Consider the following 24,413-nt stretch of genomic DNA (forward strand, 5'->3'; position numbering starts at 1 on the left):
AAATCAATAGACAATTTCATTCTTCTACGTAAATATTTATATCTTTTGTATTATTGATACTTATGACAGGTTTCACTAATCCTGATTCAAACCTGTTGTGTTTAAGTATGTTCTGCGGATCATTTACTATACCGTCTTGAACCGTGTTTATATCCATTCTGACATTATCCGGTAATTTATCGAAATAAACAGAGACCTCTCGAAATGCATTTGCTTCGGAACCCTCGAGTGTAATATTGTGTTCCAATTGATCAGCATCCAGATCAAGAACTAAAACTGATTTGTTGGCGTGTACTAACACATCTGAATTTAATGTTTCAAAATGAATTTGACCAAATTCCCCTGTTGTTTCAATTTTTTCAAATTCTTTCCGAGGTATGTAAATGACGAAAGAGCCAAGAACATTATTATCGGCCTCAGGATTTTCCATCTTCCATTGGGAAATGTGTCCATATAAAGTCCGCAGATACCGCCAAACCCTTCTTCTCTTCATTTAGAACCGAACGCCGGCAGCTTTCGCCAATCAGAATTGGGCACTACCCCACACCAAACGCCTCCAAGACCTAAGCCGTGAATACAGAGCAGTATGTTTTGTGCAGCGGCGGCACAATCTGCATACAGGAACTCTTCGATCCCTTCCCTGTTTTTATCACCGCAAACTATAATTGCTCCTGCGGAGAACTCCAACATAGCGGCATTTGAATTTTGCTGGGCCAGCATGGATAGCACACATCTGTCTCTTATCACAATAAAATGGTTTCGTATGCTTTGCCGTGTTTTTATGGCGGTAAGCACATCCAGGCCGCATTTAACATCAGCAATTTTATCAGGCTCCCCTGTAACAGCTTCCAAATCTTCGGAGGCCATCGTGATATTCGCAGTCATTTCCTGCCCGTCAAATCCTATGGACTTTTGCATCGCTTTATCTGAAACCATAACAAATTTTCCGCTGCCGCGGGACAGCAATTTACTTCGGTATTCGATGCCATTGATTGTACCACTTACATAAACGGATCCCTTGGGTTTATGAAATACCTCTTTTGCATTGAATGGGATTTCAACGATAGTCAGCCTGCCTGAACCGTCCTTTTTACTTCTCCATGTATAATCAGACAGTCAATCATTCCAACTGGCTGCAGCCTGTGGCAGCGCCACATTATAATATCCAAGTTTATGAAGCTCAAACCATTCTGTAATGGCTTTTTCCGATGCCGCCTTTAATACGAGCATTACTTCTTTGGCAAATTCCAAAGGAGCCGTGCCGTTTGCCGTGATGATATTCCGGTCACTTACAGCCTGCCTCATAATATAGTTCTTTTCTCCTGTATATGCTTTACCAGCCCATTGCCTCAGGTCGTTCAAATCGTTGCTTGTGTGGAAGACTTCGTTCAAAGCGCCCACGGTTCCAAGAAATGCCGAAGCATCGCAGATACCGCCCAAAACCCTCCCGGCCGCCAGACATTCATCCACAAGTGGTTTGACTTTCCGTGCTTCGTCATTTCTCCAGGACATTCCGCCAATTAAAATCAATGCCTCATAATCGGCTGGAGTGGAAGCAATATCAAAATCAGGCAATACACAAAAACCGCCAATGGAAGAAACAGGTTCCCTGGTCAAAGATACTGTTTTAACTTCATACTTTCCGCATCCTAACATATAGAGAGCGGAGGATAGATACGCTGCTTCCCAGTCCGCATACTGCTCCAAGATTACAAACAAAATACATTTTTTCATATCGTTTTCTCCTAATTATTTTCAGTTCATTCATCTCCACCAACTCCAAAGGATTCAGAATAGAAGTTCGTGTTATAACGCCCACTCTCCGCATCAAATTTAAGAACACAGTAATCCGGATCAACCCCATCAGAAAAATACATGGTGTCACCTTCTCGCGATATCATTTCCTTTCTGGTGGCATCATCCAACATTTCCATACAGCCGGCCACAGTAATAAATTCAAATTTGATTAAATATATACTTAGATTTCGATAACATTACCGCAAGATATATAATTCATATTATCCATTTGTTGAGATAGATAATGATATGCCTTTTCACCAGTGCAATGACAAGTATAAAATTCAATATCTTTATACTTTTGTAATTCCATAGCAATACTGTTTAACAATTCTTTTGATACTGTTTTCTTTGTAAGTGGGTTGAACAAATGAAAACCACCAATACAAAAATGTGGTTGATACTTCTTTGCTTCTTCCATGATATTTACAACACCAGCATGCCCACACCCCATAATAACTACTACTTTGTTTTCTGAAATAATCAAGTTTTGTTCGTGTACAAAAGTATCTTTGCCCTTTTTATCATAAAGAGCATTATTGGCAGGGGAATAAAATTTATTTGTTTTACTTACTGTAAACAACGATAATTCTTCATCAATTTTATAATTACCATTTAATAGTTTGATTTGCCTATTAGATTTAAGCGTACTATCAATTCCAACTGGTATTTTAAGAAATAAGGTTTTACTGTAATGTGGTTCAAAGGCTTCTTTTTGCACATAGATATTTGCCAGAGAATTAATATCTAAAAACTTTTTCAATGCTCCTCCGTGGTCAAAATGCCCATGAGAAATAATAACAGTATCCACTTTTGAAATATCTATATTTCTTTTCATAGCATTTTCAAATAATGTGTTATCTGAACCTAAATCAAATAAAATTTTATGTGATTTCGTTTCAATATATAAGGAAAGTCCGTGTTTTGTTTTAAGTTCTGACTTAGTCGTATTTTCAACTAATGAAGTTATTCTCATAAAATCTCCTTTACAAATTCAGATTTAATTCCAGCTCCTGGTTATTACTGGTTTCCCATCAGCGTCAAGTAATGGTGTCAAACCACCCACACCTGCCTGTACAAAAATACAGTTTACCTCTGTTTCCTTATCAATAAAAATCTTTTCCCTTCCGTTCCAATTGAATTCCCGCAGAATTTCAATTTCTATGCAGTTACTTGATACTTGGAAAAAGCAGTCACACCATTCGTTTCATAGTTTCAATGTCCTTGAGCCAGCCATTGATATATGCGTCATATTCCTGCCTCTTCCCCGGTTCCTTAATGTATCCTTGCATCATTTTCAGCTGGTGCCGGTAAAATCCGGAAAGACTTGCCAGAAGAACAGACAACCCATCTAGCCTTTCAGCGTCTTTTTGGCTGTAAGCTATTTGGTATTGGTGCAAGGCATTTCCCTTTCATCGGCGGACTTTCCTACTCTTGCTATAAATATCATCTTATCATACCCATACAAACACTTCTTGAACGATATGACACAAACAATGGGGCATCTCATTTTTATAGGAGCATGGATGAAATCTGCAAAAGATAAAATCCTCATGCAAATTATATTTATTTATCAGTTTTTCTATTCCTTCTACTCATAATTGGATTTTTCCCATGCTTCTGCTTCGTGTAATAATAATGTCTGGATAGAGGGGTTGTTTTCTGGACAGACCATAAACAGAAAAGCACTATTACGGCACTTCTGGTAGTGCTCGCCCTTCAGCCAAAAGTCATACCCCTTTGAGCATTTTGGATTGCAAGCGTCCGGATCTGCCAAACGTTTACATATGGGTGCTTTCTGAATGGAGCGAACCATTTCATCCGGCAGTGTTTCCAGAATATTTTCATAGTCATTCACATGGACTCCATAAATCCGAACAAGCATTCCTTTTCTGCGGAACACATAATTGGCGACTGTCTTCTTATTATATATGTAAGAAACCATGTAACCACTTTTGGCAGTCTTAATCTCTATTTTACATCCATGCTCCAGCAATTTATCATGCATCTCTTTCACAAAATCCTGATTCTCCGCGGGAACCGTAGCAATAAAATCATGAAACTCTATCTTCTTATCCATAGTAATCAGTTCCTCCCTACTTTTCTTTGACTGCGATCCATACTTCAACCTGCCCGTCTTTTCCATAACATTCTATATCCGGTGCCCCAGATTTCATCCTGCCGGTAATATACCCTTTATTTAACGGTCTGTATTTCGATTTTGGAAGCCATTTTGTGATGGCCTGGGCCTCCGTTTTTCCTATGGTTTCCTGCGTACATGGGAACACTGCCCAGGTTCTGGCCGGCACAGTGTATTCTGAAAGACCATCATAAATATCACTATTGCTTGGAACCGCAACGAGATATTCAAATTTTCTGGAATCTTTTGGGTCAGTGTTATAAATATTTATGCCAAATAATCCATGAAACTCCTGATTAGCTGTCTCTATTAATTGTTTTTCAAGCCCATCTTCCTTTATATGGGTCCAGTGTAAGGGGATGGCCTTTCTCCCCTCTCCTTTCTGGTTTGTTGTTTGTATCGAATAACCGATAACACGAAAGCTGTTTCTTTTTTCTATACGAAATGGTAAATCCATGCTCCTGTCCTCCTATTTATATATATTCTTTCCTACATCCGGCTTGCCACCGGTATCCAGATCTGACTCAGATAATCCCTCTCATATGAGTTGCCAAAGCTGTACCATTCCAGTTCCGGACAATCTGCATGTTCAAATGGATATCTTACCAGCCATTCCTCCTGCAGGTATTTCCAGCCGCTCTGAATGGCTGGCGGCACTGCTCCCCGACAGTCAAATACTGCCCATGTGGATTCTGGGATTCTGACCTCACTGCATCCTTCAGGCAACCTTCCGTTCGCCGCCACCATAATAGAATACTCAATATCCTTTGAACTGCTTTCCCCATAGCGGTACAGGCCAAACAACCCCTTCGGATTTCCTGTGTCTGTCGAAATCAACTGGGAGAAAGTGCCGGCCTTTTGACATTCACTCCAAAATTCTGGTATTTTTGAAGACTGTTCTCCATTGGCACACCGAATACTCTTTCCAACTAAACGAAAAGCCGGTTTTTGTTCCAGCCTCCAGAAATATTGCTGCTTCACTGAGATCTGCATCTTCGGCACTACCCTTAACTTTCTATTCCCGCTTCTGGCTTCCTTTGGTGTCATCCCATGAAATTTCTGGAACGCCTTTGTAAAAGATGTAGGGGAATCATATCCATATTGATAACTGATTTCAACCACTCTCTTATCCGTGCTCTTTAAATCATATCCCGCTAAAGTGAGTTTTCTGGAACGGATATACTCCGAAAAGCTGGTACCATTCATGTAGGAAAATACCTTTTGGAAAAAATCAAAGGAACACTCTGCAAGTTCAGAAACTTCCTGCTGATTAAGCGGTTCCTGTTTCCGCTGCAGGTGATCTTCTACATAATCAATAATCGTCTGTAATCTCTCAGTCCACTCCACGCTTCTGCCCCTTTCATTATAATGGTATCATTATATCTTATTAGGAAGAGTATTTCCTCTCTTTTTGTGCACCGCTCGGATAGGTTGCATAAAGGCATGTTATCATCATTTCATACCCTTTTCAGCAGGAATATGTTTCCACATATTATTTCTCTCATTCCTCTATTTTGTCCGCATAAATGTGCGCGATTTTCTATTGACACTGACCAGCAAATACGATAAAATTTCCGGCTTGTCTACACAAGATCTCTTTAACCTGATTAGTTCTTCCATACTATCAGGTTTTTCTTATCAAATATTATTACGTACTTAAATAACAAAAGACTTCGGAATCAACATCCCGAAGTCTTTTGTGTATTGGGCAAACTAATAAATAACAGTTCCTTACTCCTGCTTTATTTCTTGGACGGTTTACCTAATATCTGAACTTTACTGTCTTCTATAAGTATTGCCTGGTTATCACAGATACTTTTCAATTCTAAGCTGTCAGAATATGTGTTGATAATATCCTCTGCCGCCTTTCCCAGTTCTTATAATGAGGGACTACATAAAAATCAATCAGATTTAACACCTCGTAACTTTTTAAACCAGGAGCTTTTTCTATACGATCCATTTTTGCAGAATATCCTATATCAGGATGACGAAAAAACCCAATTTTTCTGCCCTACTTGCCGTAGGTATATAAGTTACAGTCTTATTTATCAAATCCAGTCCAACTGTTTCCAAAATATCTGAAACATTTTGAAACATAGATACTAAAAACATTCTCTTCATTTTATCACCCCGTTATCATGACTTTAACACTGCTCTTCCTGTTTTATCATTTCAGATTAACAAGAGCTACTATTTCACGATTGTAAGTGATACTTTTGTCATCGTATGCAATAGCCCTTGCTATGCATTTATTCTCATACACATGAAAATACCTCCCTGTCTTCTTTATTATGATTCTATACTAACATATCAATCTGTCATTTTCCAGCATCGCGTTTTCTTTAAAGAACCATAACACTATTTTTCAATTTCCCCATTTATCTTAAAACTATCCAAAATCTGTAAGTTCCCTTTCCGCAGCCGCATTATAATATCCGCCTGTCCTGCCAGATCATTGGAGTGTGTAACAACGATAACGCATTTGCCCAGACTGTGAGCCGCCTCTTTGAGAATAGCAGTAATCTCAGAAGCTGTATCCTCATCCAGATTACCAGTTGGTTCATCCGCAAGTATTACCTTTGCGTCACTGGCCAGAGCCCGTGCAATGGCCACACGCTGCTGCTGGCCTCCTGACAGCTTCATCACATTCCGGCTGGCCTCCTCCGCTGTCAGACCCAGCTTCTCCAAAACAGGCAGAGCCGGACGCTTTGAAGTCAGTGCTACATTCTCAATGGGTGTCAGATAATCAATCAGATTGTAATTCTGGAAGATAAATGCCACATTTCTTTGCCGGTGCTTTGCGAGTCCTGTTTTTTCTATATCAATTCCCTGGTACAGTACCTGACCTCCGGCAGGACTGTCAAGGCCGCCCAGCAGAGAAAGCAGCGTAGTCTTGCCACACCCGGATGGTCCCAGGATGGCGTACATCCTGCCCTGTTCCATTTGCGCATTGATATTTCGGAGTACCTGCTTATTGTTTTTCGTCTCATATGCATATTGCAGGTTCCTCGCTTCCAGTAAAATGCTCATTCTCGTCTCCTCCTTAACTCATTTGGGATAAAATATTTCCGGGTTTCATCTTTACGACTGATCGGGATGCAAGTGTGACAGAAAACACGACGATACACATTCCCATCATATATACCAGAAGCAAATGGTTTCGTGTTACCTGAACTTCTATGTTGTCCGGACTCACCATTGCGGAAGTATCGTATGGAATAAATTCTCCTGTGAGATCCATATACTCTCTCCCATCATCCGGAATCTCAAATTCAATATCCGGCTGTGATTCTGCTGCCTGTGCGAACAACAGGTCACTTGATCCCTGCGCGATCAAGCTGCTGGAAAAGTAAGACAATCCGAATGCAGCCAGAGCAATGAACATAGTCTCAGCAATATGCTGCAAAATGATCCTGAATTTACCCACTCCCAGGGAAAGTAAGATACCTGTTTCCCGCACCCTCTGCCTGATCCACATATGAACAATCAATACCAGAACTCCAGCACTTACAACACCAATCCCTATGATCAGTCCCGTTACCATACTCTGCATGGCAGTCAAAGAAGACGCGACTGCTTCATATGCTGAATTATCCACTGTCAGCTTAAAGCAATTCCAGTCAAGATCCAGCTTCTGAATTTCCGCCGTAATCCTCTCAATTTCCTTTGGGTCGTCCACAAAAAACTCTATACCATTATCATATTGTATGGTGTCCGTCTGCATGATTTCCTTCATAGCCCGGTGGTCAATGATCAAACGGTTTCTCTTATCTGTGGAAGTCGTATTAAATTTCCCCTCCTCTATCGTACTTTTATAAATCCCAATGATCTTCAGTGACACATCCGGATATTCCCCTGCATCATTGGCGCATCGGACTGTGATTGAATCGTCCAGCTTCAAACCGTTTTTATCTGCAAGAGCAGTGCTGATCAAGACAACATGGTCATCCTCCGGAGTGATATGCCGCCCTTTTATTAGCCGAAAAGCCTTTCGCCGAAAATAATTGAAAGCTTCAGAGTGTGTTACAGAGGGCAGGCTGCTGTAATCGCTTCCGGCGCTGAATTGGATCCCTGAAATAAACGAAAAATCCCGTGCATAGACGCTTCCATATCCTATACCGTTATAGCTTTTTATCCCTTTTACCTGCATGATCTTCTCTATTTCATTATCCGTAATGGGCGTACCAGTGTAACCGACCATCGTACCGCCTATTCCCTGTTCATAAGTCCAATTCTGGGTTTTCTCCTCATCCCGGATCAGTTTGATGCTGCCGCCCACAGACTTCCGCAGCTCTCCTGCAGACCGGTCGGCTGCTGACCGGATAGCAAGTCCGGTGAGGACAAAGGTGGACATAACAAACAAAACAAGAAACAGAATCACGGTTTTTCCTTTCTTTCGCATTGTATAGAGCAATGCCCGTTTCCATAAATTCATAAATTTTCTCCTTAACTCATTTGGGATAAAATCTCTTTTGGTTTCCGTTTGATAATGGGATAAGAGGCTGCTGCCACGCCAAATAAGATAATGGCTGTCTCAGCGGCATATTGAAGCAAGAGTCTGTGGACAGGAACAGCTATGCTGATCACCCCTATCCTGTTCTGCAGGAAAGTCTCAATCTGCACTGCTGCCCCATAACTGATCGGACAGGAAACAAGGATTGCCAGAAACAGTAGCACTATTGCCTCTGTCATAAACTGCATGATGACTGCGCCTTTTGACCCCCCAACCGCAAGCAATATGCCAATCTCATGGATACGGCTCTTTATCCGCATAGAAAGAATCAGAAACAGGATAACCGCACTGACAACAACCGATGAGACAATCAAGAGTGTGGTAAGCCGTTTCATGGATGTCAGCTGACTGGCTATACCCTTATATTCCGTGTCATCTGCCTGCAGTATGTAGTCATCCCACCTGACAGATGCCTCTTTCCGGATCTGCTCGATAACCAGCTCGAGCCTGGCGGGATCAGTCACGAAAAAGTCCACACTGCCGGAATAAGTACCTGGGGTATCCCCGGTTAATTCCCAATAACTATCATGTCCTGTAAAAATAGTGTCCAAGTCAAACTCCATATCCGGATCGCTCACATAGATACCTGCAATCTGTAATGTCACTGCATTTGCAACGAAATCATCTTTTGATAAAGAAAGAGAGATACTGTCACCCACATCCAGATCATTTTCCTTTGCCAGCTCCCGGCTGATCAGAGCCATCCCATGCCCTTCTCCAGCAAGATGCTTCCCCCTATCCAGAGTCAGAGTTCCGTTGTTGAAAGTACGGTTCCACTCTGTCGCCGTATTTGCAGCTATTGTCCCGTATGACGCACCGGATGTGAAGTACAAGTCACTGCTATACACTGGAGCCGTTTGACAGGCATTATAGCCTTTTATCTCCTTTTTATTTGTGATCGCATCAATCATCTGCTGAGATACAGGAGCGAGCTGTGTGCTGTAATGGTCCCCGTCTCTGCTGAAATCAAAGTCCACAGGCTTCCCCTGAAGCGTAAAGGATGCCCCTACGGTTTCCCGAAGCCTGGCCGCTGCCGTCTGTGCGGCGGTCAGCACAGAAAAGCCAACTGTGGTAAATAACGTAATCAAAGCCAATAATAAAAACAAGGTAAGGCTTTTGTCCCTTTTCCGTATGCTAAAAAGAATGGCCCGCTTTAAAATGTCCAAAAAGAATACCTCCTATCGTGTGATGGAGGTATCTTAACAACTGTATATGGAAACTATATGGGCGGTATGTGGAGCCAGTATGAAATCTGAAGCTTAAAATAATATGAAGCTAGAATAAAATCTGAAAGGACATCCCATTGAGCACCTCAGAGGGAACAAATCTGTATTTGATGCCGAGAGACTTGAGAATAGACGACACAATATACAACCCCAGCCCATTTCCGCCTGTCGCCCTGCTGCGTCCATAGTCCGTCCGGTAAAATGGCTCAAAAATATGGGAAAGATGATCAGGCGATATAGCGTCGCACTCATTTTCTATAATAATCCGGCCCTCCCCTAAATAAATAGAAATGACACCCCCTTCTCTTGTATAAGAAACCGCATTTGCTACAATGTTAGAAAGCGCCTTCTCGATCATACCTCCTGGAAGCTGCAAAACAACAGACTCATCAAGCTGCATGTGAAACTTGATTTCCTTTGTCTTTGCTATGATTTCATACGGCTCTGCAACACCTTTGAGGGTATTTGCAAGATCAATTTTTATAAGCTCCTGCCCACCGGAAAACTGCGGCCTGGTTGTGTCAAGGATATCCCGTATCATATCTGCCAGCCCTTCCATCAGCTTCTTACATCTGGCAAGATATGTATCCCTGTCTTTATACCTGCCCACGCCTAATATCATATTCTCCAGCATGGCATTCACGGCTGTAACCGGAGTTTTCAGTTCATGGGACGCTGCACGGAGAAAATTTGTTTTCTGCTGGTCCGCCTCTTCCACTTTCCTGATCTCCCGCTCTAATTCATGGATCGTCGTCAGAAGATTATGGTATAAGCCATTTACATTATCCGCCAACGCACCAATCTCATCCTGTGTTTCATTCATGCAATGAGCCTCTGGTTCTAACCGCTGCATTTTTTCCGTGGCACTGCTGATCTGACAGATAGGCCTGGTAAGCATTCTGGAATAAAAAAATGCAAACAGAGCAGATATTACAGTACATATCACAGCAGTCAATGGAAGTATAGCTAAAACTGCACTGACCGCTTCCTCTATCTGCTGACGGGACACAACCGCCTGAACATATCCTTTTCCATCTGAGAACTTCTGTGAGACCCTAAAAAAGTCAGCACCGCCGTTAGCATTTTCAGCCAGGGATATTTTCGAGCCATGCTCATCTTTACTAAATATGACAATAGTATCTTCCTTACCGGCGCCCGGGGCGTCAAATGTGTCACTCTCCTCTCCGAGCAGGTTTACCTCATAGGTAAGGCCCTCATAGTATACAGAAATATTTGCTTTCCACCCGGCGGCAAAGGATGTCACCGCAGAAAGCCTGTCCTCCGGCACTGTCTCTGTGATTTCCTGCTCCAGCAAAGAAATATCCGTTTCTAATGCTTTTTGTTTCTGATGATGGTATGCCTTCGGCATCAGGAAGTAGATTAACACATGGGAAAGCAGAACGATGATCAGCATCAGGCCCAGGGTATATAAAAAAGTCTTAGGAAATACTTTTAACTTTTTCATTTCTCTTCCTCAAGTTTATAGCCAACGCCTTTTATTGTTTTGATACAATCCAAACTCAGCTTTTTACGCAGATTTTTAACATATGTATCCACCAGACGGTCAATGACATAGGAACTTTCCCCCCATACCGCATCCAGAATCTGAGTACGCGTCAGCACCAGCCCCCTGTGTTCCACCATAAACCTGAGCAGTTCCAGTTCCTTGGCAGTGATCTCAATCACTCCTCTGGAATCCTGAGCGGAGTAGGCAGAGAAATTAACCTTCAGTGTGCCGTAGTTCCATATGGCCGCGTTTTCTTTCCTGCAGCTCCGGCGCAGCAGGGCCTCTATCCTCTTGCCCAGAATGACCAAAGAAAAAGGCTTTGTTATATAGTCGTCCGCCAATCCGTCAAAGCTTGCGATCTGCGTGTATTCATCTTCCATTGCCGTCAGCATAAGAACAGGTGTCTGGTCTTTTTTGCGAATGGTATTCAAGACAACCAGGCCGCTGATCTTAGGCAGCATAATGTCCAGAACAACAAGCTCAATTTTATGGCAGGAAAAAAGACGGATCGCCTCTTCCCCATCCAAAGCAGATATTGTATGATGCCCCACTTCCTGCAGGTAATCGCATACTGCCTCATTCGTGTCCTTATCGTCCTCAACTATCAGTAATGTAGCCATGTGTACACCTCCTTTGATTGGATTTTATCACAGTATTATGGAGCTAATATGAAATTTCACTTTGAATTGATTATTGGTCAAATGAAAGATGAATGATTTCGTTTATGAAAATCTGTATATAATCCTCTCTTTGAGATACGCTTTGAGCACAAAGTATATCTTTAGCAACTTGACCGGTGATAACATAGATCATTCTCGCTCTGGTATAGAAATCATCCTGCCTGTTCGGATATCTCTTTTTCAAAAACATTTCCAATACATACAACAGCAATTCTGTAAATGCGCTACCACTTATCATAATGAACCTTTGCAGTTTCCCATCGGGGACATAATTCCTTTTCTTCATCCGGCCAACCAAATGCAATCACGGAAATGGGTTCCAGCTTATTGGGGAGTGCTAATTGCCCAATGAGCAGCTTTCTCCAATCAGAATTGGGCACTACCCCACACCAAACGCCTCCAAGACCTAAGCCGTGAATACAGAGCAGTATGTTTTGTGCAGCAGCGGCACAATCTGCATACAGGAACTCTTTGATCCCCTCTCTGCTTTTATCGCCGCAAACTATAATTGCCCCTGCGGAGGACTCCAACATAGCGGCATTTGAATTTTGCTGGGCCAGCATGGATAGCACACATCTGTCTCTTATCACAATAAAATGGTATGGGCGCTTATCTTTTGCCGTAGGAGCACACATGCCCGCATAAAGAATAGCGGATACCATATCCTCACTAACTGGTTTGGCAGTGAATTTTCGTATGCTTTGCCGTGTTTTTATGGCAGTAAGCACATCCAGACCGCATGTAACATCAACAATTTTATCAGGCTCCCCTGCAACAGCTTCCAAATCTTCGGAGGCCATCGTGATATTCACAGTCATTTCCTGCCCGTCAAATCCTATGGACTTTTGCATCGCTTTATCTAGAACCATAACAAATTTTCCGCTGCCGCGGGAAAGCAATTTACTTCGGTATTCGATACCATTGATTGTACCGCTTACATAAATGGCTCCCCTGGATTTATGGAATACCTCTTTTGCATTGAACGGGATTTCTATGATAGTCAGTCTGCCTGAACCGTCCTTTTTGATCAGCGCATTAAATCGTTCCATTTCACTCCTCCTTATATAAATATCATCTTATCATACCCATATAAACATTTCTAGAAGGATATGACACAGACAATAGTTTTGTCTGTTCTTTTCTTTGAATAGGATCGACACTGTCCAGGTTCTGGCCGATACTAAGAAATCATGGCGAATAATGAGCTATTTGACATTTACACAAGCGGATATTAAAATAAAAGATATTATGATTGTCTGATTTCGGTAAAGAAGATTTATCAGATGAAAGGAGAAAGCAAATGCCCGCATTAATGAAAGACAAATATTATAATGGCAATTCAATTCATGAATTGGCTTTACGCATTAAGGCTGTATATCCTTCGTTTCAGGACAGTGATTTTGTAAGTGACATTATGGATAAGACCTGGGATACATTAGCGCTGAAAGGCCGTATGCGGCAAATCTCAACAAATTTAGGAAAATATTTGCCTTCTGATTACGAACAGGCACTTGCTATCCTTGACCAGGTTGTTGCAGGGTATCCTGCGGGATTTCATGACAATGCTTTCATTTACTTGCCTGATTTTGTTGAAGTCTATGGGCAGGATGAGTGCCATTGGAATTTGTCGATTGCTGCATTGGAGAGGTATACCCAATACTCAACTGCTGAGTTTGCCGTAAGGCCATTTATTATAAACCATGAAAAGCGTATGATGGCACAGATGTCCATATGGGCGGAACATGACAATGAGCATGTCAGGCGGCTTGCCAGTGAGGGCTGCCGTCCTGCGCTGCCGTGGGGCCAAGTACTGCCCAGCTTTAAAAAAGACCCCACGTTAGTGCTTGGTATTTTAGAACAACTGAAAGCAGACCCGTCGCTGTATGTCCGTAAAAGTGTGGCCAATAATCTGAATGATATTTCCAAAACCCATCCTCACCTTGTTGTACAAACCGCCATAGATTGGTATGGGAAAAACGAGTTTACTGATTGGATCATAAAACATGGATGCAGAACACTTCTAAAAATGGGCAACAGGGATGTGCTGGCTATCTTTGGAGTTGCTGATGCCAGTTGTGTGGATGTTTACGACTTCGCGCTGGGAGCCGTATCCGTTTCCATCGGTGAGGATATGACCTTTTCCTTTAAAGTCAGAGCAAAAAAAGCAGCTAAAGTACGGTTAGAGTATGGCGTTCATTACGTGAAAGCAAACGGTGGGCAAAGCCGAAAAATATTTCAAATAACTGAAACTTCATTTATGGAAAATCAAGAAAAAACCTATGTAAAAACACTGTCTTTTAAAGATTTAAGTTCAAGAAAACATTACCCGGGAATCCATTCCCTTACAATTGTTGTAAATGGCACTGAAAAAGGTAAATTGGATTTTGAAGTACTGATTACTTAGGTAATAGGATAAAGAATTGAGCAATCCTGCTCCGTCTTTTATCCTATTTTCAAGTAAATCCTTACTGATTATGAAATTTACTATATTCATCCCACTTCTTCTGTACCAGCCCAGTCTTGAATTAGATACTTCGACCACACCTTCCGGCGCGTGATAGGGTCTCCCGAGGTAAGACACTAATCTTTCGTCCCACAACCTCTTGATTTACAACTTCGGTTTACGTTTACAATTAGGGCTTTGATTTGCAATCTTACCCACCTTATCGCCTTATCAAGTTTCTGTTCGTAGGATCGAGAACTTTGCTACACCACTTCCTCCATGCATACCATTACTGATACCGACTTGTGGTTCACTACACTTGGCGGTAAATACCCGTGGCTGGACTTTCACCAGCAAGATGAGTGCCATGCTCAGCACACAAACTAAAAGATGCTATCCCCTCTTGCAAAGAAATAGCATCTTCTTAGTCTTAATAAAATTCTTGTTATACTTTTTCTTCTTTTTTACAATACTCCAGCACAGGAATATCACTCATGCCATATCCGTACCATACTTTCTGCATTGATATAAACCAATCTTTTCCGCCGCTTGCAGCCTTTACCTTTTGTTCCATAGTAGAAGTCACTTCAATACGCAAAAGGTTCTTTCCCTTCTTCCATGCATGAGTCAGTTCAAAACAAAATGGTGCGGCTATCGCATTTCCCACATATTTCCCATTACACCATACTTCTGCTGTCTCTCTGACTTGCGGGAGCTTTAGCATAATATAGTCTGCATCTCCCGGAAGCGTTCCCCCCGGAATCTGATACTCATAACAGATGGTTCCTGACCATCCGTCCTTCATGATACCGTCCAGACGTTCCGTAACCTCATAGGGAACAAATTCTCCGTTTTCTTTAAGGGAAATCGTCCATTTTCCGTTCAGCAAAGCAGTTCCTGTCATCTCTGGAAGTTCTTCTGTTGCCTCTATTTCTGCATCTGTCACTATAAACAGCGCACTCTCCATCGGATTTAATCGTACCGGTATACTGCCTCCCGCCAGTTTACGTCGGAAGATTCTGTTTTCCATAGGATCGTATCTATAGCATTTTCCATCAGCTTTGACTTTTAATCTTCCTTCAAAGGACGACCATGTAGACTCATTGAACAAAAAATAGACATGTCCTTCTCCTTTTTTAATCCCGCGATAAATCCGGATATCCGTATGGAACGGAGTAAGTGTTACATCTGTCATATCGGCTAGTATATCTGCCAAATCCAAAAGTCCTACTGTCGTTCCCTGAACATTCTTTGGAGCAAAATCCGAAAAATATACTGGGAAATCAACTGCTTTTGCCTTTTTACAGAATGCAGCTGCTTTCTCTCCCAAATATTCGCATCCCGGAATCACAAGAGCTTTATACTGCCTTCCATTCACTGTTAAAATCTTGTCTTTCAATACTAACACTTCTGATGGAAGAATATCAAAATCAATCTGGTGTTCCCGTAGAATCCGTGCACACTTCTGCATCTTCATCCAACGCTGTCCGCTCCATGCAGCTTCCGCATGATAGAGGACGGCAACAGGGGCAGTATGCTGATAAGCAGACAAAATATGCGCGGTACGGTTCATATACGCCATCAGTTTTCCAAAAGCAGGGAACAGGATATCCTCTCCTCCCGCATAGAAGTGGGGCGGACAGTCAAAATCTGGAAACGCCTTTGCGGAAAAAGCATGAGGTACAAAATGATTCACACCGTCAGCAAGAAGGTGATCCGCAATATACTTCATGGTCTGAGTTCCTTCTGTCCAGCCATACGCGCCAAAACACTCGCATACACAGCGGTCCTTCTTCTTAGGGTCAATATGCGCCAGGGACGAACCGAGTTTCCCCAGAACATGATGATAAAATTCTCCGTCTCCGGAACCGGCAATAGATATATGCTCCACATTTGCGCCGCCAACGGTAATCTGCGCACCGATATCGTCGATTCCCGCCATATCCTGCCCCCAGAGTCCCCGGAAGTAATGTCCTACGCTGGCGCCTAATCCTTCGGAAGCATTATTATCTTCGATAATGTGACCGATATATTCCACACCGTGATCTCTGCACCAGTTTCCGATCTGCTCGCTGAAACTTTTCTTTACCAGATCTGTAAGTGCGTTCATAAATGTATTCCGGATATCTGCGGTTTCCTCTGCGGTTCCCATCTCTCCCCAAAGTGCGGGAAGATTTACTGGATAGTTTTCTCCCCAGAGTTCTTTTAATGCTGTTTCCATTTCTTTACTCCACGGAAGCGGCATTCTTGTTTTTCCTACGATACATCCCAGCGCATTTCCAGAAGGATTTCCGAGGAAAGGCTCATCTGAGAAAAATCCGGCGATTGTTTTTCCGAATTCATCCGCATAGCGCGCGTAATGAGCTTCGTATACCGTATCCAAAAGTATTTTACAAGAATCCGGAGCTACAAGATTGATGGAATCAGGAGATGCGCCGTTGTGGGTAACATAGAACGCAAATACTCTCCACATTCCCGCCGGCACGTCCCAGATGAGATATCCCTCTTCAATCTTGCCTGTCAGGACGACTGCCTCTTCCACATGATCTGGACCGTTGCCTATACCGCCGTCCAGACGGGCGGCAACAATTGCCAGCAGACAATCATCATCATAGTCCAGCGGCTGAGGTGCGATCGGATTTTGCGGCGTCGATGCCAGTTTACCTATATCAAGCCGAACCCTTCGCTGAGGTCCGAAAATATCCGTCCTGTTACAGGCAAGATATTGTTTGTGAAGTTCTGCCGGTGCTGTCTTTACTGCTCCGGCAGCTGCTCCTGTTGGGTAATGCTGGTCGTCCAATATCCACACCTTCATATTCCGTTTTTTTGCCTCATCCAGAATGATATCAAGATCCTGCCACCACTTTGGCCCCAGAAAATCAGGATGAGGTCTGGATTCTAAGCAAACTGCCCTGATATTGGCTTCATGGATTGCTGTCATATAGGATCTTAATGTGGCTTCGTCTTCTCCATGGAGCCATAGAAATGGAAGAATATAGTTTTCTTCCATTCCATTTAAACACTCATTGATTGTTTTTAACATGCTTCTCCTCCTTTTTAACAGTACAAATCCGCATCCGAAGTTCCCTGCGCTTTTGCCATTAATTCAAAAGTTGCGTCGTTTGTCATTTTCAAAATCTCCTTCCGCATGTCTTATTTTTCAGACTACAGGTATCTCTACAACGACACTGTCCATTCCTTCTGCCGATACAGTCAGTCTTGCAGTTCCCTTTTCCTCTCCTGCACGTACCACTGCCAGTACGCGTCCATAAAAGGTCTTATGAGTCGTGTCATAATAATTTTCCCCGGTTCTCGGATCTGCCGAGCCGCTGGCCTGCAGGATGCCTGCCCCTGTCAGTGAAACTGTAACATCTTTCTGGACAGCAGTATTCAAGATACCATTTTCATCGGCCAGTTCAATATTAATAAAGCACAGGTCATTCGTGCCGGCACGGAGGCTCTCGCTTTCTTTTTTAACCCACAAGCGCGGTGTACCGGCCGTTTTCAGATGGAAGCGTCCAACCTCTTTCCCTGCGATATAAGTTACCGCCTCGACTTCGCCTGTTTCATACACGGTATCCCACTTGCAATAGAACTTTTTAAACTCGTCTCCGACAGGTTTTCTTCCCTGAGAGATACCGTTGATAAAAAGTTCCGCCTCCTCGGCGTCCGAATAGACTTCAGCTATGATCGGATGCCCCTCATATCCGGGCCATGTCCATGAAGAGATAGAATCCGTCCAGATATGATTGCCGTCAGCCGGCTTCTGACCATAACGCCCCGGCCGCTGTACCGCGATATACGGCGTATGATTTCTTCCTCCCCATATGATTTCCCTCCAATAAGATATAGGACGCCTGAAACCTGTCAGATCGAAATCTCCGCTATATGCAGCAATCCACGGATAATCCCCGTAAAATCTGTCTATCTTATCATCTTCGTATCCGAAATGACCAATTCCTACTTCACCCAGATAATCCCATGAAGTCCAGCTGAAATCTCCAATGAGATATCCATGCTTTTCCACCAGTTCCCAGTTTTCTGCCAAAGCCGCCGGAGAAGTCTCCGAACCTACCACGATCCGGTTCGGGGATAGTTTCGGTTCGTTTTCATATCGCTCTGTCGTATAATTATATCCTATCACATCCAACACGCCGCAGGATTCTTCAATCCGCTCCTGCAGGATATCGCTGTTTAAAATCCATGAGCGCATATCCTGCTGCATATCTTTGGATACCTGATTGATCTCGCCGCTCTTCGCACCTGCGCTTTCCGGTTTCTGCGCTCTCATCATAGGCACAACTACATCCAGTATTGCTCCCGGAAGATTGAGCGCATTGGTAATATACCGGGTCTTGTCGATGGACCGTATTTTTTCCGCGATTTTTCTCCCCCATGACGCATCTGTAGGAGAGCCGGCTTCCGGTATCTCGTTGCCAATGGAATACAGTACTACGCAGGGATGGTTATAATCCTTGTACACCATCTGTTCTACATCCCGCTCCCACCACTCAGCAAAGCTGAAACCGTAGTCAAAATCACATTTACAGCTCGTCCATACATCTGTAAACTCATCCATGACCAACAGTCCTGTCCGGTCGCAGGCGTCCAGCATTGCTTTCGACATCGGATAGTGGGCGGAGCGCAGGGCATTGTAGCCTGCCTTTTTATGCAGCCTTGCCCGGCGCAGTTCCGCATCTTCAAACGCAGCGGCCCCCAACATCCCATTGTCGTGATGGATACAGCCGCCTTTCAGTTTGACTGTTCTTCCATTGAGCTGCAGTCCCCGTTCCGGGTCCAGAGTCAACGAACGGATTCCAAACGAGACCGCTGTCTTATCTCTGATTTCCTCCGATTCCAGAATGCTCTCACAGGTATACAGATACGGGGCGTCAAGGTTCCACAGCTTAGGATTCTTTACATAGATTCGCTGCTGTACCGTGAGTGTTCCCTCAGAAAAAATATGAAATTTCGTGCGCTCTTTCGCCACTTCCGCACCATCTTCATCCCGGATCACGGTTTTCAGCCATCCGCATCGAAATCCGAGATTCTCATTTTCTATCTTTGTCCGAACCTCCACAACTGCCCGATCGGATTCAGCAATCGGGGTAGATATCATCACTCCATCCATGGAGATATGCAGAGGTTCTCCCTTTATAATTTTCACATTGCGGTAGATCCCGCCGCCGGAATACCATCTGGAATTAGGCTGTGCTCCATTTTTGGCGATTACTTTGACCGTATTCTCTTCTCCAAAACGGAGAAAATCTGTGATGTTCACATAAAAATTTGAATAGGCATAGGGGTGCTGCCCCGCGAATCCTCCGTTTACCCAGACGAATGCATACTGCATCACGCCCTCGAATTCCAGATAGATGACTTTGCCCTGATCTTCTTTCGGGACAAAGAAAGTTTTGGTATATTCCAGATTTTCTGCTTTAAAAAAGGCGCCTCCTCCTGCCGTTGGATATTCCGGACTCCGCCCTGAGCATATCATGGCGTCATGTGGCAGTGTCACGGACTGAGGTTCCTGCACTTTCTCCGGATAAAAAAGCGCGTCCAGAGCGGCAACACTCCTGCAGACCTTCCAGTTATCATTAAAATTTTCTCTAAGCATGATATAATTCCTCCTTATCCGCCGAATATATTGGATAGTTCAACCTATTTTCCTAACTTTCCTAACACGGCATCTATAAATCTTATCATCTTTTCATTTCCTGCTTTGCCTGCCGTAGTTTCAGCCTGAGAAAGAAAGCCATGACCAAACTCCCCCATGGAAAGGGGCGGATAATACAGATCACATCGAACGCCAATCTCGTCCAATTTGACTTTCAATTTCAAAGCAGACTGGATAAAGAAATGATCCGCAGTGCTTCCGGTAACAAAAGTCGGAATATAACTGTCCGCAATATGTTCCGGCACATCACAGAGGATGGAATTCGGACCATGTAGGAAATCTTCCTCTCCCACCCAGCATCCCAACATCGTATCCATCCCCTTTGGGTTTTTAAATGTATGAAAGCACAGGGCAGCTTCATCGATAATAAGACCTTTTATCTGCTCACGCCGGACTGTCGGTACAAAAGGAAATTGGGCAGCATAGGAACTGTCGGAAATCACCAGTCCATATATTTCAGTCATGTCCGCCCCAGCACTTCCGCCTCCCAGTAGCATCTGGTCAGAATCCAATCCATACTCTTTCCCATGCCCGCCTAAAAATCCCAATACCTGATCTACCTGTTCAATCTGAACAGGGAATCTGTATTCCGGAGCAAAGGCGTAGCTTGCACTGACTACTCCGATCCCTTTGTCTAAAAAATATCCGAACCATTCCCTCATGCCGGTGGGGTCCTTAGTCAGCGGATCTCCCATGCGGCGGTTCCCAAAAAGGAATCCGCCGCCGTGAAAGTAGACGAACACAGGTACTCCGTTTTCTCCTGCGCTCTCCATCCATTCTTTCTTCGGGAGATAAATATCCAAAAAACTATTCGGGTACTTCGTTCCATAAGGAATATCCGTAATCACACGCACGCCATCCTCTCTTACAATATCCACGGCTTCCGACTGTGCGTCAAAAGAATTCGGTTTGCGCTTAAAATACTTCCTACAGGCTGTATTCTGGATAAATCTTGCTCTTCGATCAAATTTAGTTTTCATAATGTTTGTCACCTTTTTCCTCATCCGCAGTTACAGCGGCTTCCTTTTGAACACCGGGAGCATATTTTCCCTCTTTCAGATCTGCCTCAATTTGTGGATAAATCTTATCCAAGGTATAAAACAGCATTATAATAATGCAGGTAATCGCCATAAGCGCCGGCATCCAGATATATCCGAAGCTAATCATATTCAACGTTTGCTGAGACTGAACCAGTGACTGCTCCACAAAGCCCGATATGCTGAGCATAAAACCAACAATAATCGTCCCAAGACTTCCGCTCGCTTTCATAGCAAAAGAATTTGCCGCGTTACCCATCCCCATATTACTGAAGCCGTTCTTCCACTCACCGTAAGTAAGCGTATCCTGGATAATACTGCCCGTGGGACCTGCTGTAATTCCGTATCCTAAACCTTTAATAATACTGCCCATGTAGATAACCATAGTATTCATTGAGAACACAGGCAACAGGCAGCCGATCAGGTTTATTCCCAGCCCTACAAGTATAACGTTTCGTTTTCCCAGTCTGGTCATAAGGGGAAGACTGATAAGCGTACCAGGAATCGCCGTCAGACTTATAAGAGATACAATTATGCCCTGAGCATCCAGATCATTCATAATATACTGAGAAAAATATACCGCCATAGTAATATTTATCGTCAGTAATACGGAAATAAATACGCACACAACCAAAGTAGTTACCCAGAATTTATTTTTAATAAGAGACAGCAGTGATTTACCCGCGCTAATTTTCTCCCCTGTCACGGAGCGGAGTGTTTTATCTGCGATCTCATTTTCATTTCTCACCTGATTTACACGTTCATGTGTAAAAAAGTGATGAATCAATGTCAGGCAGACAAAGATAACCGCGTAAACAATCATAGCCATACTCCATCCTTTCTGACTATATTCATCTCCGCCGCCAAAGAACCTTGCAAAACGGAAAATCGTGTTGCTGGTAAAAATACCAGTTGCCAGACTGAATATTCTTGCCACAACGCCGTTTCTTCCTCTTGAGCTCTGGTTAGTAGTCATCAGACCATTTAATGACGTAAAGGAAATCCCAAGGGCTGTACCGCAGATTGTTGTCACCAAATTATAGGTGAGAAACATATAAATCACCTGACCTGCCATCCCGATGCTATGAGGCACATTAAAGACGAGAAGCATGGAGATCACCGTAGGCAGAATGAATCGAAAATACCATGGTTTCGCTTTTCCAATCTTGGTCTGCGTGCGGTCAATAATGCGTCCCATGATCAGATCAGATAATCCATCCATCATTCTGGATGCAGCCAGTACACTGGTGGCAAGCAGCACATCCATCCCCAGAACCATCGTATAATAGATTAAAATGTAGTTTCCGATCATAGTTCCGGATACGTCGTTTGCTGCATTTCCGACGCCATAGGCGAGATGCTCGCCCCATCCTACCTTTGCATCTGACGCCATATTGATTTCTTTTTTCCCAAATAATTTTTTCATCATAATCTCCTTTCTCGCTTGTTATTTATCTATTTGATTTGGAACTTGTCTGAGCAGCTTGTCTAAATCTTCAATCTCTTCCTTTGTCCTGCCAAGCGCCTCCATAAGAAATCCCAAATTAAATTGATCTGCTATCACTTTCCCAGACTCTTTAAAGATGCCGCTGGAATAAGCGTCAATAGCATTGAGTACGGGAGTAAGCTCCTTGACCTCTGTAACAAACTTCCTGAGATGGCGGATCGAACACCTCACTGACAGAACCGGTTCAGCGTCTCCATTTATCTTGGTCTGACAAGCAGGGGCTCCCATTCCTTTCGGAGTAAGCCGTCCGAAGATATCCCAGAGAAACCCGACGGAATTCGGAACCCACTGAGGGATCCGGCTGCAGCCCTGTCCCAGTCCGATGTCTGACACTTCTCCGGTTGAAAAACCGTGTTCACCAAATGGATAGATGTGGCACTCATAGGTGATGGAATATTTATCCAGCGCCGTCATGAAATCCACTGTGTTAGAAATCGGAACCACACTGTCATCTCGGCAAGCTGTCAAAAAGCAAGGCGGAGTCTCTGCATCGACATGATCTATTGGAGCAGGCGCGATTCCACCCGGCTGACATGCATCCGTAATCTCCTGCTTCAGCGCGGCGTATCCAAGGATTGCAGCAGCCGGACGATGCTTCGCCATCGTTGCGGCACATGCCGCCAGGTGACCTCCTGCGGAAAATCCGATAACAGCGATCTTGTCTGTGAGTACGCCCCACTCTTCTGCATGAGTTTCAATATACTCCATCGCCTGCTCATAGTCATCCAGAGGATTCGGCCATGCTCTGTGCTCTCCTACGGAATAGCGCAGAACGAACGCATGAAATCCGGCTGCCAGATAGGGATATGCTACGATTTCCGCTTCCCCGTCAGAACACATGGCATAACCGCCGCCCGGAATGACCATAACGGCCGGACGTTCTGTAAATCCCCACGCTCCGCCTACTGTCTGTACCATAGCGGAAAGCGTAACATTTCGTTCTTGATTCAGGATGATTTTCTCAGTATTTATGGTCATTTTACTTCCTCCAAAAGTTCACTTTTTAAAACCTTTATAAGCCACTGCTCGCAATCTCTTGCATAAGCGCCTTGTTCCGCATTGATACGTCCGTCTGTGGATGGCTCGTAGTCCGGCCGGTTTACTTCTAAAAATCCATGCTCCGCATGTTCGTATTCTCTGAAATATACATTTACTCCATTGTCAATCAGCCGTTTCGCATAATTAAACGCATGAGGTTTTAAATCATCCCTGCCGCATGCCACGATAACAGCCGGACAAAGTGCTTTTATCTGCTCATCCTCCGCCGCCATCGGTGAGATATGGCACTCTTCCAGATGTCCTTCCGGTACGACACTGCTGATAACCATGTTCATCCATCCGCAATTTGCCTCAGGACGAAGATCGACACAGGGATATACGAGAATCTGTAGTTTCATATCAATCCCGCATTCCTTTAATCGAAGTACTGTCCCTGCCGCGATATTCGCTCCGGCGCTGTGTCCGCCAATCGCCATTCTGCTGTTGTCAATTCCGTATTCTTTGGCATGTCCGGCAAAATATCTGACACAATCACAGGCTTCCGCCGACATTTCCGGAAGGGGAATCACATCTGCCTTATGATAATTGATATTGACAACGACTGCCGGTACACTCTCTGCAAGAAGCTGGCAAAAGCTTTCCATCATCATGGCATCGCCGGCGACCCATGCTCCGCCGTGCATATTAAAGAACACCGGCAGCTTTTCTGCGTTCTTTTTCTCAGGTCTGTAGATCAGCACGGGGACATTCTCTTTACTGTCTCCGCGCGGCACCGAAAACCGCTCCCCCACAGATGTTCTTTCTGCATAACTGGCTCTCATTTTTGCAAGGGAAGCTATCCCCACACCGGTCTTTTTGTCCGCCACTTCAATCCTTCCAATTTTCAC

Annotated in this window: 23 protein-coding genes; 1 reads left to right on the forward strand and 22 read right to left on the reverse strand. The window is 43.8% G+C overall.

What is annotated here, in order from left to right; all coding sequences use genetic code 11:
- Positions 1 to 16 precede the first annotated feature (16 nt).
- From NSB28_RS01040 to NSB28_RS01110, 16 genes are all read right to left on the reverse strand, one after another.
- The gene (locus NSB28_RS01040; RefSeq protein ID WP_257497371.1) at positions 17 to 430 is read right to left on the reverse strand and encodes a hypothetical protein; all 414 of its coding nucleotides are present in this window, start codon (positions 428 to 430) and stop codon (positions 17 to 19) included.
- A 59-nt stretch (positions 431 to 489) separates the two neighbouring features.
- Positions 490 to 1,116: a DUF1905 domain-containing protein gene (locus NSB28_RS01045; RefSeq protein ID WP_109624612.1), complete on the reverse strand. Its 627-nt coding sequence runs from the start codon at positions 1,114 to 1,116 to the stop codon at positions 490 to 492.
- Positions 1,117 to 1,734, reverse strand: a complete 618-nt coding sequence (locus tag NSB28_RS01050; protein WP_109624611.1) for a DJ-1/PfpI family protein — start codon at positions 1,732 to 1,734, stop codon at positions 1,117 to 1,119.
- A 26-nt stretch (positions 1,735 to 1,760) separates the two neighbouring features.
- The gene (locus NSB28_RS01055; protein WP_330665322.1) at positions 1,761 to 1,934 is read right to left on the reverse strand and encodes a pyridoxamine 5'-phosphate oxidase family protein; all 174 of its coding nucleotides are present in this window, start codon (positions 1,932 to 1,934) and stop codon (positions 1,761 to 1,763) included.
- A gap of 44 nt (positions 1,935 to 1,978) precedes the next feature.
- The gene (locus NSB28_RS01060; RefSeq protein WP_109624610.1) at positions 1,979 to 2,773 is read right to left on the reverse strand and encodes an MBL fold metallo-hydrolase; all 795 of its coding nucleotides are present in this window, start codon (positions 2,771 to 2,773) and stop codon (positions 1,979 to 1,981) included.
- A 24-nt stretch (positions 2,774 to 2,797) separates the two neighbouring features.
- On the reverse strand, positions 2,798 to 2,962 hold the full coding sequence (locus tag NSB28_RS01065) for a DUF6440 family protein (protein ID WP_109624822.1): 165 nt from the start codon (positions 2,960 to 2,962) through the stop codon (positions 2,798 to 2,800).
- Between the two features lie 426 nt (positions 2,963 to 3,388).
- Positions 3,389 to 3,877 carry a hypothetical protein gene (locus tag NSB28_RS01070; RefSeq protein WP_109624608.1) on the reverse strand — a complete coding sequence of 163 codons (489 nt, stop codon included), beginning with the start codon at positions 3,875 to 3,877 and terminating at the stop codon, positions 3,389 to 3,391.
- Between the two features lie 16 nt (positions 3,878 to 3,893).
- Positions 3,894 to 4,394: a GyrI-like domain-containing protein gene (locus tag NSB28_RS01075; protein ID WP_109624607.1), complete on the reverse strand. Its 501-nt coding sequence runs from the start codon at positions 4,392 to 4,394 to the stop codon at positions 3,894 to 3,896.
- 32 nt (positions 4,395 to 4,426) lie between these two features.
- Positions 4,427 to 5,284 carry an AraC family transcriptional regulator gene (locus NSB28_RS01080; protein WP_109624606.1) on the reverse strand — a complete coding sequence of 286 codons (858 nt, stop codon included), beginning with the start codon at positions 5,282 to 5,284 and terminating at the stop codon, positions 4,427 to 4,429.
- 478 nt (positions 5,285 to 5,762) lie between these two features.
- On the reverse strand, positions 5,763 to 5,939 hold the full coding sequence (locus tag NSB28_RS25055) for a Type 1 glutamine amidotransferase-like domain-containing protein (protein WP_416388931.1): 177 nt from the start codon (positions 5,937 to 5,939) through the stop codon (positions 5,763 to 5,765).
- Between the two features lie 356 nt (positions 5,940 to 6,295).
- The gene (locus tag NSB28_RS01085) at positions 6,296 to 6,967 is read right to left on the reverse strand and encodes an ATP-binding cassette domain-containing protein (RefSeq protein ID WP_109624605.1); all 672 of its coding nucleotides are present in this window, start codon (positions 6,965 to 6,967) and stop codon (positions 6,296 to 6,298) included.
- Positions 6,968 to 6,980: 13 nt separating this feature from the next.
- A complete protein-coding gene (locus NSB28_RS01090) occupies positions 6,981 to 8,372 on the reverse strand; it encodes an ABC transporter permease (protein ID WP_109624604.1) in 1,392 nt (463 codons plus the stop codon).
- 11 nt (positions 8,373 to 8,383) lie between these two features.
- Positions 8,384 to 9,616 (reverse strand): ABC transporter permease, encoded by a 1,233-nt coding sequence (locus NSB28_RS01095; RefSeq protein WP_109624603.1) that lies wholly within the window; start codon positions 9,614 to 9,616, stop codon positions 8,384 to 8,386.
- 109 nt (positions 9,617 to 9,725) lie between these two features.
- On the reverse strand, positions 9,726 to 11,141 hold the full coding sequence (locus NSB28_RS01100) for a HAMP domain-containing sensor histidine kinase (protein ID WP_109624602.1): 1,416 nt from the start codon (positions 11,139 to 11,141) through the stop codon (positions 9,726 to 9,728).
- The gene (locus NSB28_RS01105) at positions 11,138 to 11,803 is read right to left on the reverse strand and encodes a response regulator transcription factor (RefSeq protein WP_109624601.1); all 666 of its coding nucleotides are present in this window, start codon (positions 11,801 to 11,803) and stop codon (positions 11,138 to 11,140) included. The genes NSB28_RS01100 and NSB28_RS01105 overlap by 4 nt, the downstream gene beginning before the upstream one ends.
- Positions 11,804 to 12,087: 284 nt before the next feature.
- A complete protein-coding gene (locus tag NSB28_RS01110) occupies positions 12,088 to 12,912 on the reverse strand; it encodes a nitroreductase family protein (protein WP_109624599.1) in 825 nt (274 codons plus the stop codon).
- Between the two features lie 251 nt (positions 12,913 to 13,163).
- Here NSB28_RS01110 and NSB28_RS01115 point away from each other — a divergent pair, with 251 nt between their 5' ends.
- On the forward strand, positions 13,164 to 14,267 hold the full coding sequence (locus NSB28_RS01115) for a DNA alkylation repair protein (protein ID WP_109624598.1): 1,104 nt from the start codon (positions 13,164 to 13,166) through the stop codon (positions 14,265 to 14,267).
- A gap of 484 nt (positions 14,268 to 14,751) precedes the next feature.
- Here NSB28_RS01115 and NSB28_RS01120 read toward each other — a convergent pair whose 3' ends face one another.
- From NSB28_RS01120 to NSB28_RS01145, 6 genes are all read right to left on the reverse strand, one after another.
- Positions 14,752 to 17,349, reverse strand: a complete 2,598-nt coding sequence (locus NSB28_RS01120) for a glycosyl hydrolase (RefSeq protein WP_109624597.1) — start codon at positions 17,347 to 17,349, stop codon at positions 14,752 to 14,754.
- A 117-nt stretch (positions 17,350 to 17,466) separates the two neighbouring features.
- Complete coding sequence (locus tag NSB28_RS01125) at positions 17,467 to 19,923, reverse strand: glycoside hydrolase family 2 protein (RefSeq protein ID WP_109624596.1); 2,457 nt, start codon at positions 19,921 to 19,923, stop codon at positions 17,467 to 17,469.
- A 44-nt stretch (positions 19,924 to 19,967) separates the two neighbouring features.
- Positions 19,968 to 20,963, reverse strand: coding sequence for an alpha/beta hydrolase (locus NSB28_RS01130; protein ID WP_257497372.1), 996 nt, complete (start codon positions 20,961 to 20,963; stop codon positions 19,968 to 19,970).
- The gene (locus NSB28_RS01135) at positions 20,953 to 22,449 is read right to left on the reverse strand and encodes an MFS transporter (protein WP_109624594.1); all 1,497 of its coding nucleotides are present in this window, start codon (positions 22,447 to 22,449) and stop codon (positions 20,953 to 20,955) included. Before NSB28_RS01135 ends, NSB28_RS01130 begins: the two co-directional genes overlap by 11 nt.
- Before the next feature lie 18 nt (positions 22,450 to 22,467).
- Positions 22,468 to 23,505, reverse strand: a complete 1,038-nt coding sequence (locus NSB28_RS01140; protein ID WP_109624593.1) for an alpha/beta hydrolase — start codon at positions 23,503 to 23,505, stop codon at positions 22,468 to 22,470.
- On the reverse strand, positions 23,502 to 24,413 hold the full coding sequence (locus NSB28_RS01145; protein ID WP_257497373.1) for an alpha/beta hydrolase: 912 nt from the start codon (positions 24,411 to 24,413) through the stop codon (positions 23,502 to 23,504). The genes NSB28_RS01140 and NSB28_RS01145 overlap by 4 nt, the downstream gene beginning before the upstream one ends.

The organism is Murimonas intestini (assembly GCF_024622195.1).
In the GTDB taxonomy this organism is placed as follows: Bacteria; Bacillota; Clostridia; order Lachnospirales; family Lachnospiraceae; genus Murimonas; species Murimonas intestini.